13 protein-coding genes are annotated in these 16,132 nt (G+C 63.0%); 9 read left to right on the forward strand and 4 right to left on the reverse strand.

Going from position 1 to position 16,132, the window contains the following annotated elements:
* Positions 1–189 (reverse strand): hypothetical protein (locus HRF45_08765; protein MEP0766614.1); only part of this gene is annotated, 189 nt, incomplete at its 3' end.
* Between the two features lie 212 nt (positions 190–401).
* Entirely contained in the window at positions 402–3,005 is a 2,604-nt protein-coding gene (gene clpB / locus HRF45_08770; GenBank protein MEP0766615.1) for an ATP-dependent chaperone ClpB, read from the reverse strand.
* Between the two features lie 153 nt (positions 3,006–3,158).
* Between clpB and HRF45_08775 the strand changes: the two genes are divergently transcribed.
* The 8 genes from HRF45_08775 (at position 3,159) to rplL (ending at position 12,957) form a co-directional block, all read left to right on the forward strand.
* On the forward strand, positions 3,159–5,411 hold the full coding sequence (locus HRF45_08775) for a hypothetical protein (GenBank protein ID MEP0766616.1): 2,253 nt from the start codon (positions 3,159–3,161) through the stop codon (positions 5,409–5,411).
* A gap of 100 nt (positions 5,412–5,511) precedes the next feature.
* The gene (locus tag HRF45_08780; GenBank protein MEP0766617.1) at positions 5,512–8,334 is read left to right on the forward strand and encodes an alpha-mannosidase; all 2,823 of its coding nucleotides are present in this window, start codon (positions 5,512–5,514) and stop codon (positions 8,332–8,334) included.
* 126 nt (positions 8,335–8,460) lie between these two features.
* Positions 8,461–8,997 (forward strand): hypothetical protein, encoded by a 537-nt coding sequence (locus HRF45_08785; GenBank protein ID MEP0766618.1) that lies wholly within the window; start codon positions 8,461–8,463, stop codon positions 8,995–8,997.
* Positions 8,994–10,019 carry an iron ABC transporter permease gene (locus HRF45_08790; protein MEP0766619.1) on the forward strand — a complete coding sequence of 342 codons (1,026 nt, stop codon included), beginning with the start codon at positions 8,994–8,996 and terminating at the stop codon, positions 10,017–10,019. The genes HRF45_08785 and HRF45_08790 overlap by 4 nt, the downstream gene beginning before the upstream one ends.
* Positions 10,020–10,055: 36 nt before the next feature.
* A complete protein-coding gene (gene ftsY / locus HRF45_08795; GenBank protein MEP0766620.1) occupies positions 10,056–10,940 on the forward strand; it encodes a signal recognition particle-docking protein FtsY in 885 nt (294 codons plus the stop codon).
* The gene (locus tag HRF45_08800) at positions 10,918–11,832 is read left to right on the forward strand and encodes a hypothetical protein (protein ID MEP0766621.1); all 915 of its coding nucleotides are present in this window, start codon (positions 10,918–10,920) and stop codon (positions 11,830–11,832) included. The genes ftsY and HRF45_08800 overlap by 23 nt, the downstream gene beginning before the upstream one ends.
* A gap of 173 nt (positions 11,833–12,005) precedes the next feature.
* Positions 12,006–12,536, forward strand: a complete 531-nt coding sequence (locus tag HRF45_08805; GenBank protein ID MEP0766622.1) for a 50S ribosomal protein L10 — start codon at positions 12,006–12,008, stop codon at positions 12,534–12,536.
* 25 nt (positions 12,537–12,561) lie between these two features.
* Entirely contained in the window at positions 12,562–12,957 is a 396-nt protein-coding gene (rplL, locus tag HRF45_08810) for a 50S ribosomal protein L7/L12 (GenBank protein ID MEP0766623.1), read from the forward strand.
* Positions 12,958–13,377: 420 nt separating this feature from the next.
* Here rplL and HRF45_08815 read toward each other — a convergent pair whose 3' ends face one another.
* Together HRF45_08815 and HRF45_08820 are read right to left on the reverse strand one after the other, a co-directional pair.
* Entirely contained in the window at positions 13,378–13,905 is a 528-nt protein-coding gene (locus tag HRF45_08815; protein ID MEP0766624.1) for a TlpA family protein disulfide reductase, read from the reverse strand.
* A gap of 45 nt (positions 13,906–13,950) precedes the next feature.
* On the reverse strand, positions 13,951–15,051 hold the full coding sequence (locus HRF45_08820) for a hypothetical protein (GenBank protein ID MEP0766625.1): 1,101 nt from the start codon (positions 15,049–15,051) through the stop codon (positions 13,951–13,953).
* Between the two features lie 276 nt (positions 15,052–15,327).
* Between HRF45_08820 and HRF45_08825 the strand changes: the two genes are divergently transcribed.
* A complete protein-coding gene (locus HRF45_08825; GenBank protein ID MEP0766626.1) occupies positions 15,328–16,047 on the forward strand; it encodes a class I SAM-dependent methyltransferase in 720 nt (239 codons plus the stop codon).
* The last annotated feature ends 85 nt before the right edge of the window (positions 16,048–16,132 follow it).

A 16,132-nucleotide genomic window follows, 5' to 3' on the forward strand; every position in this document is an offset into this window, starting at 1 on the left:
TACGCTGGGGGGTGGCACGGGCGTCCCGCCCGTGTGATAGCCCATCGCTACGCTGGGGGGTGGCACGGGCGTCCCGCCCGTGTGATAGCCCATCGCTACGATGCCGTTGCGCTCGTTCAGCCGCTGGGGAAAGGCCTGGTCATCGAGCAGCAACTGGTCGAGGAACATCGGCGTCTCGTCGAGCCACACCCGCCCCCCTCCTTCCACAGCACCCGCGCCGCCGTGTTGATGCGGGCGAACTCGGACCAGGCCATGCCGCCATCACCTAACACCGCTGCAGTCAGATCGTAGTCGCCCTTAACACGTGGTACTGGTCACGGCCCCTTCGCTTCAGCACCCACGCCACTACGCCCGAGCCGTTCGCCCGTCAGGGGGAGAGGGAGGACGAAATGGTCTCGGGCCTATACCGGCTCGGCGGTGTAGGCGGCTTCGAAGGTGAACGTGCCATCGCGCAAGTCAACGGTCACCGTCTGACCGTCGCGCACTTCGCCGGATAGCACCTTCTCCGCTAGCGGGTTCAGGATCTCGCGCTGAATCACACGCTTAAGCGGGCGGGCGCCGTAGGTGGGGTCGTAGCCGCGGGCAGCCAACTCCGAACGTGCGGCGTCGGTAACATCGAGTTCGACCCGGCGATCATGTAGGCGCTCGCGCACCAGACGCAGTTGCAGGTCCACGATGCGCTTGATCTCCTCGACCCCCAAACCGTTGAACAGCACGATCTCGTCTATTCGATTCAGGAACTCCGGACGAAATGCCTGACGCAGTGCCTCTTGGACTCGCGGCCACACGTCCTCCACGCTGCCCATCGGAGCATCCCCATACAGGTGCGAACCGACATTGCTCGTCATAATCAGTACCGTGTTCTTGAAGTCCACCGTGCGGCCCTGACCATCGGTCAATCGTCCGTCGTCCAGAACCTGCAACAGCACGTTGAACACCTCTGGGTGAGCCTTCTCTATCTCGTCGAGCAGGATCACACTGTGTGGGCGCCTGCGGACGGCCTCGGTGAGCTGCCCGCCCTCTTCGTAACCCACATAACCGGGCGGGGCGCCGATGAGGCGTGCTACCGTGTGCTTTTCCTGGTACTCCGACATATCGATGCGAACCATGTTTCGCTCGTCATCGAACAGGAACTCCGCAAGCGCTTTGGCAAGCTCCGTCTTCCCTACTCCCGTCGGCCCGAGGAACATGAACGAGCCAATCGGTCGGTTGGGATCGGCTAGGCCGCTGCGACTCCGTCGCACAGCATCGGAGACGACGCGTACGGCCCTGTCCTGACCCACCACGCGTTCACGCAGGCGGTCTTCCATTTTGAGCAACTTCTGGATCTCGGACTCGATGAGGCGGGTGACCGGGATGCCAGTCCACTTGGCGACCACCTCGGCGATGTCCTCTTCGTCCACCTCTTCTTTCAGCATCCGTGAAGTCTGCTGAAGCTGTGCCAACCGGTCCTGCTCGGCGTCGAGTTGTGCCTGCAGTTCCAGGAGACGGCCATAGCGAAGCTCGGCTGCGCGGCTGAGATTCCCTTCACGCTCGGCAGCCACCTCTTCGGCTTTGGCCTCTTCGAGTTGAGTTTTCAGCTCGCGGATTCGCGTAATCACTTCCTTCTCGCTTTGCCACTGGGCGGTGAGCGCCGATTGCTTTTCACGGAGCTCCACCAGTTCCCGCTCCAACGCCTCGAGCCGCTCCTTGCTACGCTGATCCTCTTCCTTCTTGAGCGCCTCGCGCTCGATCTCGAGCGAGCGCACACGACGCACTAGTTCGTCGATCTCCACCGGCATCGAGTCGATCTCCATGCGAAGACGGGACGCGGCTTCGTCCATCAGGTCAATCGCTTTGTCGGGCAGGAAGCGATCCGAGATGTACCGGTCGGAGAGCGTGGCGGCTGCCACGATAGCGCTGTTAGTGATGCGCACGCCGTGGTGCACCTCGTACCGCTCCTTCAGCCCGCGCAGAATGGCGATCGTGTCTTCGACGCTCGGTTCTCCAACGAACACCGGTTGGAAGCGGCGTTCGAGTGCGGCGTCCTTCTCGACGTGCTTACGGTACTCGTCGAGGGTCGTGGCGCCGACACAGCGCAGTTCGCCACGAGCCAGCATAGGCTTCAGCAGGTTCGCGGCGTCCATGGAGCCCTCGGCCCGGCCCGCCCCGACCAGGGTATGCATCTCGTCAATGAAGAGGATGATACGCCCCTCGGCTTTCTTGATCTCGTTCAGAACGGCCTTGAGGCGGTCTTCGAACTCCCCGCGGTACTTCGCACCCGCAATCAGGGCGCCCATGTCTAGGGCAACGACGTTTTTATCCTTCAGCGTCTCGGGTACATCACCCGCCACGATGCGCTGGGCGAGACCTTCGACGATGGCAGTCTTGCCCACGCCCGGCTCGCCGATGAGTACCGGGTTGTTCTTCGTTCGTCGGGACAGCACTTGCACAACGCGGCGGATCTCGTCGTCTCTGCCGATGACCGGGTCCAGCTTGCCCTTTCGCGCCGCATCCGTCAGGTCACGCCCATACTTCTCCAGCGCCTGATACTTCTCTTCGGGGGACTGGTCGATGACGCGTTCGCCGCCTCGCACCTGCCGAATGGCCTCGAGCAGTGCTTCTCGCTCTACCCCCGAAGCCCGCAGTAGCTTGCCAACGGCTGAACTGGTTTCGGTCACGAGGCCCAGCAGCAGCAGCTCGGTGCCGACGTACTCGTCACCCAACTTTTCGGCCTCGTCAAAGGCTGCCTCCATCGCTTTTCGCAGGTCTTCGCCAATATGTCCGCCCGCAGCCACACCGTGCACCTGGGGTTGACGCTCCAGTTCTGTGTTGACCTGAGCGAGCAGGGAATCCGGCAGGACACCCATTTTCTGCAGCACGGGACGAACCGCGCCCTCGGGCTGCTGCAGCAAGGCAACCAACAAGTGGGCGGCGCCAATCTCTTGGTGATGGCGTGCCTCGGCGATGCCCTGCGCGCTCTGCAAGGCTTCCTGGGCTTTGAGGGTTAGCTTGTCGAATCTCATTTGGCGACACTCCGGGGAGTTCTAGATTTCGAATGACTTGAGTGCCTCATTGTCAAGTCTATTGCTACAAATGGTTTACGTACAGGACGGCTGTTGCGTTCCCGCCTACGGCGAATAGCCTGGCGCGGCAGGACCGGCACCTCGACCACGGGAATGATCGTACCCATGCACGTGATGGTTTCACTGTTTCTCAGCATCGGCCTGCTCGGCCTCGCGGACGCTTCCGACTCACTTGCGGAGCGGCTCCAGGCAGCCCTGGCTGCGCGCGCCCCCGAAGCCCTGGCGCCGCTCGTGGAAGGGGCCCCGGAAAAGGTCTGTGGCTACGCCTTGCGTTCGGCTCCCGACCTCGAGTGGTCTGTACAGCCCCTCCGCACGCCCGGGGGGATCGAGTACCTGCGCGTCTTTGCTGGGATCGAGCGGGAGCGCCTCCATCCCGTCCACGAAGGCCGAGTGGGTGAACCTTTCCCCGAATTCGAGACCTTCGGCTACCGAGTTACGGATCACGACGTGACCGTGAACGTCACGGCGCCGGGCGGCAAGGTCACGGTGGTCTGCGAGGGGTCGCTCGAATACGAGAAGGTTCCTCCCGGCGACCCCATCCTGCGCTTGCACCCCGGCCTGAAGGTCACCGAAGCCCGGGTCGCAGGTACGGTGGTCGAGGTGGTTCGGTCGGGAAGCTATCTAGCGCTGCCGAAGCCCATCGCCAGCCGCGTGCGTGTGCGTATCGCTTACGAGACAGATCCAGGAACGGAACCCAGCCTCTGGGTCGGGGACATGAGTATCGGATTGCTGGACCGCTGGGTGCCGAGGACTGGGCTGGAACCCATCGGGTATCGGCTACACGCCGACGTGCCGAAGGGATGGGCCGCCGTGGCCACCGGCAGTCTCTCTTCGCGCACCGATTCCGATTCCGGCAATCGATTCGAGTTCGCCACGGAAGCCCCTTCCGGTCGCGTCGTGTTCTGTGCGGGCCCCTATTTGCAGGTAACCAAGAGACAGGGTGATAGGACGCTCAGCGCTTGGGTCTTCTCCGGTGGGCAGCCTGTCGCGGAGAGTCTCCTCGCGGCGGCCGCGCCGGTGCTGGCGCGGTTCGATGGCTGGTTCGGGCCCCTGCCCTGGGATCAGTTTCACTTCGTGGAGGCCCCGCAGTCCGCTACACGGGCCGCCGCAGGGAACGTCATCGTGTGGCATCGCGGCGTGTTCGAGAGGCCTTCGCTACGAGACGTTGCGCTCGCCTGGTGGGGAAGCGCGGTTGTTGACACGGGAGCGACCGGGTTCTGGTCGGAATCCTTCGCCAACTACTCGTGGGCGCTGTATCGCCGACGACCTTCAGACGATGCTCCTGCCGTGCTCGACATCATGAACTCTCCCCGACCGGCAGGGCGACTCCTCGCGGGATGGGAGGAGTTCGCACTAACGGATTGCTCCGATATGACCGCTCTCCGCCAAGCAACCGTGGCACGGCTGAAAGGCCCCATGGTTCTCAGCCACCTCGAGCGCGTCATCGGGTTCGACACGATGCTGAAGGCGCTACGGGCGTTTCGGAGTGGCGTTGGTGACGGCGGAGTTGCCACCTGGACGGACTTCGAGCGTGCGGTTTCCAAAGTTGCCGAGAAGGAGATGAAGCCCTTTTTCGACGAGTGGGTCCGAAGGCCGGGTCTGCCCGACCTCGTGTGGGCCGATCTGAAGCTTCTGGAGGGCCAGGGCAAGGTGACGATAACGGGCACGCTGGAGCAGAGTTCCCCCATCTACGACCTCGACATCGATCTGCTCGCGGTGGGTCCGCGCGGCCGAACGTGGAGTGGAAAGCTACAGGTCAAAGCGGACTCCACGCCGGTTAGCATCGAGCTTCCTTTCTACCCGAGCTCTATCGCTTTCGACCCTTATCTGCTTATCCCGCGCTCCTACGATCCGGACGGCCAGCCTCCGACCATCTCTAGTCTGGACACCTTTCTGCGCCGACCGGATACCGTAGTCGTGGTGCCGCGAGCGATGCAGGAACGGGTAGGTGTCCTTCTCGCGCCGTTTCGAGACGTCACTGCGGTGATAGCCGAGGACGCCAAGGAGGAGGATCTCGAAGGGAAGAACCTGGTCCTGCTCGGCAGCCCCGATACGAACCCCGTTTGGGACAAACGGTCGGCTCAGTCCCCACTCGTCTTCACAGCGGGCTTCGTCTCGGTGGGCGGACAGAACTTTGCTGCAGACGAATGCTTCGCTGCGGCCGTCGTGGAGACCCAGGATGTCAAGCCACGCTTCATCGTGTTCGCGACGGAGCTCCGGCTGGGGTCACTGGGCGTGGATTTCGCTGCCGCCGTGGTGCTGGATCGCTCCGGGAAGGTAGTGGGTGGCCTGCCCGCTCGGTTCGTCAAGGGTGACAGCGTGTGGCGATTCCATCCGAGTCCGTAGCCGCCCCAGGCAAGGGTCCCGACCCCGCAGGAGACGTACCGCCGCCAGAGAATGCAGGCGCTGCGGCACTGCCGCCCCACATTGCCCTAGGATGAATGCCATGCCATACGCAAGCGACTTCGACCTCGCGTTTCGCCGCATCCGAGAGTCCCGGTGGGCCGATACCCCGCCCGTTGCGCGCGCCATTGAGCAGCTGGATTTCGCCCACCGCTTCGCGGGCGCACGGGCCGACCGTGCGGCCGAGTGGCAGCCCCTCATTCTGCAGGCCGCTCAGGTGCTGGCCGAAGCCATCGGCGCCGGGGCCGAGATGGTTCGTGCCACCGACGAGGCGGAGCGGATCATGGCCCCAATCGGCGTGGAGGCAAAGGCCTACACGATCCATGCATGCGGGCACGCGCACATCGATATGAACTGGATGTGGCCGTGGCAGGACACCGTCAGCATGTGCCATGACACCTTCACTACCATGGACCGGTTGATGGACGAGTTCCCGGACTTCCGATTCTGCCAAAGCCAGGCGGCCATCTATGCCGCTATGGAGGAACACTGTCCCGAGGTGTTCGAGCGCATCCGTGAGCGCATTCGCGACGGCCACTGGGAGTGCATCGCGACGAGCTGGGTGGAAGGAGATCGGAACTTGGTCTCCGGCGAGAGTCTATGTCGCCACCTGTTATACTCTCGGCGCTACCTGCATGAGAAGCTCGGCATTCCGTTCGACGGCATCAAGATTGACTGGTCGTGTGACACGTTCGGTCATGCTCACACCGTGCCCGCCATCCTCTCGCGAGGTGGTATCACACGCTACTACCGACATCGTACCGGGCCGGAGAAGTGGCTGCTATGGTGGAAGTCACCCGATGGTAGTAGGTTGCTCGCATTCTACGACAAGGCGACCTATGTGCACGCATTCGACCGAAAGCTGACCGAGCACTTCGTTGATTACGTGGCGGAGACCGGCCTGAAGGACTTCCTGTGGGTGTATGGCGTGGGTGACCATGGTGGAGGCCCGACCCGGCGTGATCTGCGAAGGGCCCGCGAGCTAGCGCAGCTACCCATCTATCCCACGGTGCGCCTCTCGACGCTCGACGAGTACTTCTCTGCCATCGAACCGGTCGCCGATCACATCCCAGTACACGATGACGAGATGAACTTCGTCTTCGAGGGCTGCTATACATCGCAAGCAACCATCAAGCTGGGCAATAGGCGGTGCGAGAACGTACTCCCCGAGGCGGAGGTCCTCTCGGTCATCGCGGGTGCTGTTAGTGGTATGCCTTATCCCAGGGAGTCTCTGGAAAAGGCTTGGCGAATCGCGTTGTTCAATCAGTTCCATGACATCTTGCCCGGCTCCGGCACGGCTGACACGGTGCACCACGCGAACGGGCTTTATCAGGAGTGCCTGGCAGGGGCGAATGCCGTACGTACCCGCGCGCTTCGGCGGATCGCGGCGGTCGCGGACACGGCGGAGGCGTTCGGTCTGACACCCCCTCCGCGGGGGGAAGGAGTGGGGCTCGGTGAGGGATTGGGAGCGGGAGTGGGTGACAACTCATTGCCCGGTGGGCTTTCGGCGTATGCCGGTGGAACGATTGGCCCCGAGCCGATCCTGGTCTTCAACTCGGACTGCACACCTAGAACTGGTATGGCTTGTGCGAAAATATGGAACAAGAAGTGGCCGCCCGACCGCATCGCTGTAGTAGACGACAGGGGCAACCGGGCACCGGTTCAAGTGCTGGAGTCGGGCAGCTATTGGGGTCACGACTACCAGACCGTGCTATTCCCCGTACATGACATCCCAGCAGTCGGCTATCGGGTGGTCGTGCTCGACCGCACCGCAGAACCGGTTCCACCCAAGTCTTTGGCAACGGTGTCCAGCAACTTCGTGCTCGAGAACGAGCACCTTCTGGCAGTAATAGATGCTGCATCGGGTGCAGTATCACGCTTGGTGCTGAAGGAGTCTGGCCGCAACTTCGTGCCGCAAGGTAGGCTCTTGGGTGTGCTGGAAGGCGTGCAGGAAGCACCGAACAACATGACCGCCTGGACGATCAGCCAGATCATGAGCGTGGAACAGCTCGACCAGGGTGGCGTTACCGAGGTCGTCCAGCGCGGTCCTAACCGCGTTGCGGTGCGCACGACCCGCAAGTGGCGGGACACGTCGCTCGCAGTCGAGATCGGCCTCGACGCGGGCAGCCCGATGCTGGACTTCACCGTGACCGCGGACTGGTTGGAAAGGGGCACGCCTGAAACCGGCGTGCCATCGCTTCGCGTGGCTTTCCCTACCGCCCTCACAGACACGAAAGCACGCTACGAGATACCCTTCGGTAGCATCTCGCGCCCGACGAACGGGCACGAGGTGCCGGCGCTACGGTGGGCCGACTTGGCTGGAGTGATCGATGGTGCACCTCACGGCATCACGCTGTTGAACGACTGCAAGTACGGGCACAGGGCCGAGGGTGGCACGCTGCGGCTAACCCTTCTACGAGCGAGCTACTCGCCCGATCCTCTACCAGACCTAGGACGCCACACCATCCACTTTTCTGTGGCTCCCTACCCAGGTTTTCGCTCCGTCAGCGGAGCCATGTCTCTGGGAAGCCGCTTCAACGTACCACTAACGACCACCACCACCGACGTGCACAAAGGCAGCCTCCCACCGTCCGCCGGCTTCGCCGAGGTGCTGACCCCCAACGTCCGCCTAGCGGCGCTGAAGGCCGCCGAGGAAGGAGAGGGCGTCATCGTCCGATTGTACGAAGTGGACGGGAAGGACACCAAGGCGCGGGTGAAGCTGACACATCTGGTACCTACAGGCGCACCGGCTGTCGAGGTGGATCTGATGGAGCGTCCCATAGACGGCTCGCGAGTGACGATGGAGGGGGATACGTTGGTCGTGCCGATGCGCGCATACGGCATCGCTTCCGTGAGGGTTGGATGAGCGACGGACGGGGCGACTACTGTCCTCGTCATCCCTGCGAAGAAGGGAATCCAGTGGTAGTTTACATAGGTGACACTGCAAGGAAAGCGGTCAGGATCGAGCAAGAGGTGAGGAGCGAGGAGGAGTATGATAAATTCGTTTCGGTTGGCATTACTCGCATGGTTGTTAGTGATCGCGGGCCAGACATTCGCGGGCGGGCGGATACCGATCGGTCTCAAGGTGGGTTCCTACTTTCCGTCTTCGGGTGAAGTGCGCGACCTCTTCGGCGACGTATGGCCCATCGTGAGCATCTCCCCTATGCGCATCGGCAAGCCCGAGAGATGGTCCTTTGCCGCCGACATCACGGTATATGACCAGCGGAGACACGGAAACCGAGCGCTCTTGGTGCCGATAACGGTCGGCATAGCGCGCGAGTTCGGTATCAGCGACGATACCAAGCCCTACGCAGCGCTGCGCGTAGGCCCCTACTATGGCAGTGTGGACGCGAAGCCCACTGCACACGGCTCCCGATGGGGGTGGAATGCCAACGCAACGGTCGGTATCACATTCAACGAGCGCTTCTACGTCGAGATGCGCTATGACTGGTTCGACAAGATCGAGGGGCTGGACTTCAGCGGCCTTCAGTTGCTCGCAGGGTTCAAGCTTTTCGAACTGAGGCTATGACCGTTGGCGACACGGCTGAGAGGAATCCTCGCGGCTCCATCGGCCTGTTGGTCGCGCTCGCCCTGCTCTTGGTGGGCAGTGCGGTGGGATCGGCGTTCCTCGGCGCGCAGGCCCTGCCATTCGGAGAAGTGTGGAGGGCATTGCTGGCAGGACCGACCGTTGAAAGCACCGACCACATAGCTACCATCCTGTGGAGCATTCGCGCCCCGCGCATCGTTCTAGCGGGTGCGTGCGGATGGATGCTGGCATCCGCGGGCGTGGGGTTTCAGGGCGTACTCCGAAACCCCCTCGCCGACCCGTTCATCACCGGAATCGCGGGGGGAGCCGCCATAGGAGCGTCGTGCGCCGTGCTGTTCGGTTTCGCGGGCGCACTCGCCGGCTTCGGCGCTTCCGCGGCTGCGTTTGTCTGCGCCTTCGGAGGTGCGACGCTGGTCTACTGGACGTCGCGAAGGAGTGGACGAACCAGCGTCGGTGCCTTCCTGCTTGCGGGCGTGGCCATCGGGTCTGTGCTCTGGGCTGCAATCACGTTACTGCTGATCATCGCGCAGCAATCGTTCGAGCGGATCGTTTTCTGGCTCATGGGCAGCTTCAGCATGGCCACGTGGGGGCAGGTGTGGGTCGCACTCGGGATCGGCGGCGTGGGTGTGCTGGGGCTGATGTGGGTCGCCAGGGCACTGAACGTCTACTCCCTCGGCGAAGAGTCGGCCGCCCATCTCGGTGTAGACGTGGAGCGCGTAAAGGGCGGAGTGCTGTTGTTCGGCTCGCTGGCGACAGCAGCTGCTGTGTCGGTGGCGGGCATCATCGGCTTCGTCGGGCTGATCGTGCCGCACATCGGCAGGCGCCTGGTCGGCCCCGAGCATCGGCTGCTCTACATCGCGTGCGGGCTGCTCGGCGCGATCCTGCTGATTGCCGCGGATACGCTGGCCCGTGCCGCTCTCCCGCCGCGCGAGATCCCGGTCGGCGTCCTGACCGCACTCATCGGCGCGCCCTTCCTCGTGGGCCTACTTCGGACCCGCTCGTAACCGATACTGAGCCGGGGACAGGACATAATGCCATCCATGCGTCTGGGCATCTTCAAGGGTCTGCGTAAAAGCGTCGCTCGCATTCTAGGCAGAGGGATCGTGGATGACGATCTGTTCGACGAGCTAGAGGAGGCTCTGCTAGCCGCGGATGCCAGCGTCGGCGAGGTGGACGAGATGCTCCAGGAGTTGAGGCAATCAGTCCGCGACGAGAGACTGCGAGAGCCGGAAGCCGTCCGGGAACGACTGGAGGCGCTGATTGCCGACCGATTCCGAGGCCTCGAAGGGGGCGAGCTACGGGTGGGGAGCGAGAAGCCGACGGTCTACCTCTTCGTCGGTGTCAACGGAGTGGGTAAGACCACCACGATTGCGAAGCTCGCCGAGCGCTTTCGCCGCCGAGGTCAGACCTCGCTGCTGGCGGCCGCCGACACGTTTCGCGCCGCGGCGAGCGATCAGCTGGCGATTTGGGCCGACCGCACCGGCAGTCAGATCGTTCGCCACCAAGAGGGGGCGGACCCTTCGGCGGTAGTGTTCGATGCGATCAGCGCGGCCAAGGCCAGGGGTATCGACTATGTGTTGGCGGATACGGCAGGCCGGCAGCACACGAAAGTGAACCTGATGGCCGAGTTGGGCAAGATCGCACGCGTGACCGAGAAGGCGCTCGGGAGGCCCGCCGACGAGGTGCTGTTGGTGCTGGATGCCAACACCGGGCAGAACGCCATCCGTCAGGCCGAGCAGTTCCGACAAGCCGTCCCCCTAACGGGCCTGGTGTTGACTAAACTGGACGGCACCTCTCGCGGAGGGGCGATGCTGTCGGTGACGAAAGTGCTCGGCACGCCCATCAAGTTGATCGGCGTTGGCGAGAAGGCCGAAGACCTGCTAGACTTCGACCCAGCTAGGTATGCGGAAGGTCTTTTCGACTAGCCTGTTCGCGGCTGCCACCCTGCTATTGGAAGCGGGCTGCCATCGTGCCCCCATTGTCGAGAAACCGCGGGCACTGGTGGCCCTGTTCACGGTTGCAGGGCGTCAGGACACGCAGCTCATCGCCGAAGGCGCGCGGCTTCAGCTCTCTGAGTACGGTATAGACACGGCCACTCAGGAGGCGGCGAGTTTCGAGGCGTTCGCGAACGCCTTCAAAGACGCCCTGGCGCGGGTGCCGACCGTCGCCGTGTTTCCGAATGCCTCGCCCGAAGCCGGCAAGACACTCGCCGATGCGGCCTATTCTTATTCGGTACGGTCGCTCCTCATCGGCACGGACTCCCCAATCTCGCCTCGTACGGAGCACCTCGGCCCCGACATCGAAGGCCTGGCGAGACGAATAGTGGCCGAATCGAACGCGCTGGTTCCCGGCGCACGACGTCTCGTTCTGTTTGCGCGAGGGGCATGTTTGCTCGACGTGGACGCCCTGCTGTTCCACACCGAGAGGTCGGCTTTGGACAAGCGCATGGCTGTCGCTCTGATAACGAACACGCCGCCACCGCCCCGCGAGCCCAACACCGTAGTGGTCGCTGTGGGGCCCGAGGCGGCGGAGACGCCCAGCGCCGCCCTGATCGTGGACGGCGGCGAGAAAGGCCTGCAGAGAGTTCGGGGCGGGTCCGCTGCCGTCGCCCTCGAGCCCAACTGGTTCCAGGCAGGCGTTCGGGCGGCGCGCATGATCCGCGAGGCCGTGGGAACGGGTTGGCTTGGGCCGAAGCGCGGCCCGGTAAGTGTAGACCGGGTGACAAAGGCCAATTTGGACTCCTACCTGGCCAAGCGCAAGGTTCTGCCGCCCCCCGACCCGCCCAGGGTCTCGCCCGATCTCGAGTCCGGCACTTGACCTACAGCCGGCCAACGGGTATCATGCGCGAGTTCCGCAGACAGCAGGGGCTCCCCGCTTAATCATCCTGCCGAGGGACGAAGGCGCGCATGCGCTACCATACGGCGGTTTTTCGGGAGCCCTGCCACGTGCGGGGCTCCCGGCGTTTGTGCCGGGCATGGAGGTTGTCCGATATGCCTACGGAAGCGAAAGCGCAGGTAATCGCAAACACGGCCAAGCTGTGCGAGCAGTCCGGTGCGCTGATCTTCACGGACTATAGAGGGCTCACGGTCAAGTCGCTGGCGGGTGTCCGTCGTCAACTCAAGACCGTCGGAGCCGAGTATCACGTGGTCAAGAACACTCTGTTCCGGCGCGCGTTCGGTGACAAGTCGAACGAGCTACCGGAAGAGTTCCTGTCCGGCCCGACGGCCATCGCGTTTGTCGAGAAGGACGAGGCGGCGTGCGCCAAGATGATCGCCGGCTTCATGAAGGAGCATCCCGAGCTGAAGTTCAAGGGCGGCTACCTAAGCGGCCGCATCCTGTCCGAAGCGGACGTGGTGACGCTCTCGAAGCTCCCCTCGAAGGGCGAGTTGGTCGCGCAAGTGCTCAGCCTGGTGGACGCGCCGCTCCGCGGTGTGGTCAACGTGCTGAACGAGACCGTGGCTCAGGTCGTGCGCTGCATCGGCGCAATCGAAGAGAAGAAACGAGGAGAGGACGCAGCCTAAGCGCCTCGGATTGGGAGAGAAAAGAATGGCAACAGCAGTTGAGCAAGTCGTCGAGATGATTAGCGGGATGACCGCATTGGAACTCTCGGAACTGAAGACCGCTCTGGAGGACAAGTTCGGGGTGACCGCAGCGGCTCCCATGGTCGGCATGCCGATGATGGGCGCGATGCCGGGCGCCGCGGCAGGTGCTGCTGAACCCGAAGAGGAGAAGAGCAGCTTCGACGTGATCCTCACCGAGGTGGGCGCGCAGAAGCTTCAGGTGATCAAAGTGGTCCGCGAGTTCACGAGCCTCGGCCTGAAGGAGGCCAAGGACCTGGTGGACAGCGCTCCGAAGCCCATCAAGGAAGGTGTTCAGAAGGAAGAGGCGGACAAGATCAAGGCCGCACTGGAGGAAGTGGGAGCGAAGGCCGAGCTGAAGTAGTCCTTCGGCCCTTGCACTCGCGGACGATAGCCAAACGTCATGCTGAGCCCGTCGAAGCATGACCTTCGGCCCTTGTGCTTGCGGACGATAGCCAAACGTCATGCTGAGCCCGTCGAAGCATGACCTTCGGCCCTTGCACTCGCGGACGATAGCCAAACGTCATGCTGAGCCCGTCGAAGCATGTCCTTCGGCCCTTGTGCTCGCGGACGATAGCCAAACGTCATGCTGAGCCCGTCGAAGCATGACCTTCGGCCCTTGCGCTCGCGGACGATAGCCAAACGATGACTACGGAGTTCCGAACGGCAGAACCTCGACGTTCGGCCGTTCGGTTGGCCCCAATCCCCTGCGGTAGCATCTGGCAGAAGGCATGATGATGTCGTCGCATCGAAGCCTCCGCCGCCTGCGGCGGAGGCTTCGCGTCTATTCCTTTTGGTTCGAGGCGTCCGTGCCGATGCCGGCTTTCTTCAGAGCCCGAAGCATCGTGAACTCCTCCCACCCCTCGATTCGCTCCACCATCTTGCCCGAGGAGTCGAAGATCAGGTTGGTTGGATAGGCGATGACGTTGTACTTCTGCAGCAGGTCGTTCGGCCCGTCACCGTTCAGCACCACGGTGAATGGTAGATTATGCTGCGACACGAACTTGGAGACCGCATCGGGAGTATCCATCGCGTTGACAGCTATTACGTTGAACCCGGCGTCACGGTGCTTCTCATAAAGCTTGGCTAAGTGCGGCAACTCCGCACGGCAACCCACGCACCCAATGGACCAGAAGTTCACGAGCGTGGCGGTAGCACCAGGCCGCTTGATGGTCTCCATCAATCGGACCTCACTGCCATCGGGTGTCTCCAAGACGATCTCATCGCTCGGTCCCGCCGAGCCAGACCCTCCCGGGCCGCACCCCGTTACCGTCGCCAAGAGCAACGGCAGAAGAAGCCAACGACAACGCATTCCAAACCTCATCTTCAGCAGGTTGGGTGCAAGTCTACCCACAGTTCATCCGAGTACCCCCCTGAGCACGATCCATAGCACACCGACGCATGCAGCGCCAATTGCCCAATAGGCCCAGGTGGGGAGGTGCACGACGGGACGTAGACGGAGGTAGCTGGCGCCGTCCATCACGCGGGAGCCTACGCGCAGCCGAGTAAGCAGCGCTGCGCTCGCTCTACGTTCTCCACGGGGCGCCAGGTCTCCAAAGGAGAACCCGGAGCCGATGAGCAACACGAGGCGGGCGCCGCAGTCCGCAGCCATCGCTATGGCGGCTTCCTCGGCTGGACCGGGGCGCACCAGTACATGAGGTTGCACTCCCAAATCGTGCCAGTAGTCCGCCGCAGCACTCGAGTGTTCCTCCCCAGGATCTGTCAGCAGCACGATCTCCGCCCCGCTCAGCAGCGCCGGTTCCGAGAGCGCGCCAGCACGGCCCACCACCACGTTCGGTTGAATGCCGACGCGGCGGACCACTTCGTATCCGCCCTCCACGGCCACGATTACTGCACCCGCGAGCCGCCAACGCAGCATCCGCAGCTCGGCAAGTGCCCGTGCGCCCTCGGTGACCACCGCTACCAGCTTGCCGTGCAAACTGGCTTCTAGTGCGGCGACTCGTGCAGTTCGGAAGAACTGCGCCCACTCTTGGGTGATCGAGGTCGAGACCGCCGCGGACATTTTGGAGAGTGCGAGGGCCAGGTACTCCTGCGCCGCCTTCAGCCGGGCCGCTGCGATGTCCGGCGTGAGCCTCACGGCCGACACACGGATGCCGCCGCGCAGCGCGATGACATTTCCCTCGATACTCACCGTCTCGCCCGGCTGAAGCTCCTCGAGCAGGCCCTCGCCCGCCGCATCGAGGACTGGAATTCCTCGTTCGAGCAGGGTGACTACGCCGACGTTCGGAGAGCGGCCGGTGATGCTCTCTGCACAGTTCACCACCGCGATGACGCCAGAGTCGGCGAGTTGGTCGGCAAGCCAAGGGTCGAAGTCGGGAATGTTGATTACGGCGATGCTACCGGGCTTCAGCCTCTTGAGTAGCCGCGAAGGCACTGCGCCGCTGTATGCGTGCCCGCGGATGACGTTCGCCTCCATCTCTTGGACGAGCATCTCCATGGACGGCATCGTACCCTGGTCGAGGCACCGGGACCCTCCCGCGAAAATTCTCTTCCTGAAGGGGTTGCCAAACCGGCGATGTCGCGCTATAATGCATGAAACATGACGCCGTTACCTACGGGTGCGGCGCACGGTACCTTGAATGCGGCCCGGGTCGCCGCGTTCTGGATGGGAGCACCTTTGATGTGTATTCACTCGACCGAGCTTCAGCCCGCTCGTGCTGAAGGAAGCGTCTGCCCTGAGGTCTCCGAACTTCAGTCGGTGTTTGAGGAATGGATGGTGGGTAGAGATGGCGTACGCATCCTCGAAGCAGGATGCGGGTCGGCCAGCTATCTCCGTTGGTCCCCTGGGTCTCACATCACCGGCATGGACATCTCCCAAAAGCAGCTCGACAGGAACAAGACCGTGTCGGAAAAGATCCTGGGCGACATCCAGACATACGAGCTTACGCCTTCCTCCTACGACGTCATCATCTGCTGGGACGTGCTCGAGCACCTTCCGCATCCCGAGTTGGCCATCGAGAACTTCGTGCGGGCAATCCGACCCGACGGCGTCATCATCCTTGCCTTCCCCAACGTGGTTTCCGTGAAGGGGCTGATCGCCAAATTCACCCCTCACTGGTTCCACGTGTGGGTGTATCGGCGTCTATTGGGCATCAAGGATGCAGGTAAGGAAGACACCGCGCCATTTAAAACCTTCCTCCGCTTCTCGATCTCGCCCAGAGCGATACGAAGCGCCGCTCGCCGACTCGGCATGGACATCATCCACGCACGGCACTACCAGACGGGAATGCAGAAGGAACTTCGGAGCAAGCACCGGGTCGTCCGCTGGGCGATATCTTCTCTAGGGTTGCTACTACGTGCGGTCAGTCTCGGCCGTATAGACGGCAGCCTGTCCGATTGCATTTACGTTCTCAGGCGCAGTGCGAAGGTTACCGCCCCGGCACCAGCCACTGCACGCACGACAAAGGAAGCTGCATACGGCGCCCGAGCCTAGAGCACACTACATCCGCGTCACATTCTCCGTTGCGGCCGTGGAGGGTATCCCTCCACGGCCCACTTGCGTCTCCAGACTTCGCAGT

The organism is Fimbriimonadia bacterium (assembly GCA_039961735.1).
GTDB lineage: Bacteria > Armatimonadota > Fimbriimonadia > Fimbriimonadales > JABRVX01 > JABRVX01.

Bases quoted from the DNA above. Each gene is read 5' to 3' on its own strand.
- clpB (MEP0766615.1), bottom strand. From the start codon at position 3,005: ATGAGATTCGACAAGCTAACCCTCAAAGCCCAGGAAGCCTTGCAGAGC.
- HRF45_08775 (MEP0766616.1), top strand. From the start codon at position 3,159: ATGATCGTACCCATGCACGTGATGGTTTCACTGTTTCTCAGCATCGGC.
- HRF45_08780 (MEP0766617.1), top strand. From the start codon at position 5,512: ATGCCATACGCAAGCGACTTCGACCTCGCGTTTCGCCGCATCCGAGAG.
- HRF45_08785 (MEP0766618.1), top strand. From the start codon at position 8,461: ATGATAAATTCGTTTCGGTTGGCATTACTCGCATGGTTGTTAGTGATC.
- HRF45_08790 (MEP0766619.1), top strand. From the start codon at position 8,994: ATGACCGTTGGCGACACGGCTGAGAGGAATCCTCGCGGCTCCATCGGC.
- ftsY (MEP0766620.1), top strand. From the start codon at position 10,056: ATGCGTCTGGGCATCTTCAAGGGTCTGCGTAAAAGCGTCGCTCGCATT.
- HRF45_08800 (MEP0766621.1), top strand. From the start codon at position 10,918: ATGCGGAAGGTCTTTTCGACTAGCCTGTTCGCGGCTGCCACCCTGCTA.
- HRF45_08805 (MEP0766622.1), top strand. From the start codon at position 12,006: ATGCCTACGGAAGCGAAAGCGCAGGTAATCGCAAACACGGCCAAGCTG.
- rplL (MEP0766623.1), top strand. From the start codon at position 12,562: ATGGCAACAGCAGTTGAGCAAGTCGTCGAGATGATTAGCGGGATGACC.
- HRF45_08815 (MEP0766624.1), bottom strand. From the start codon at position 13,905: ATGCGTTGTCGTTGGCTTCTTCTGCCGTTGCTCTTGGCGACGGTAACG.
- HRF45_08820 (MEP0766625.1), bottom strand. From the start codon at position 15,051: ATGGAGATGCTCGTCCAAGAGATGGAGGCGAACGTCATCCGCGGGCAC.
- HRF45_08825 (MEP0766626.1), top strand. From the start codon at position 15,328: ATGGTGGGTAGAGATGGCGTACGCATCCTCGAAGCAGGATGCGGGTCG.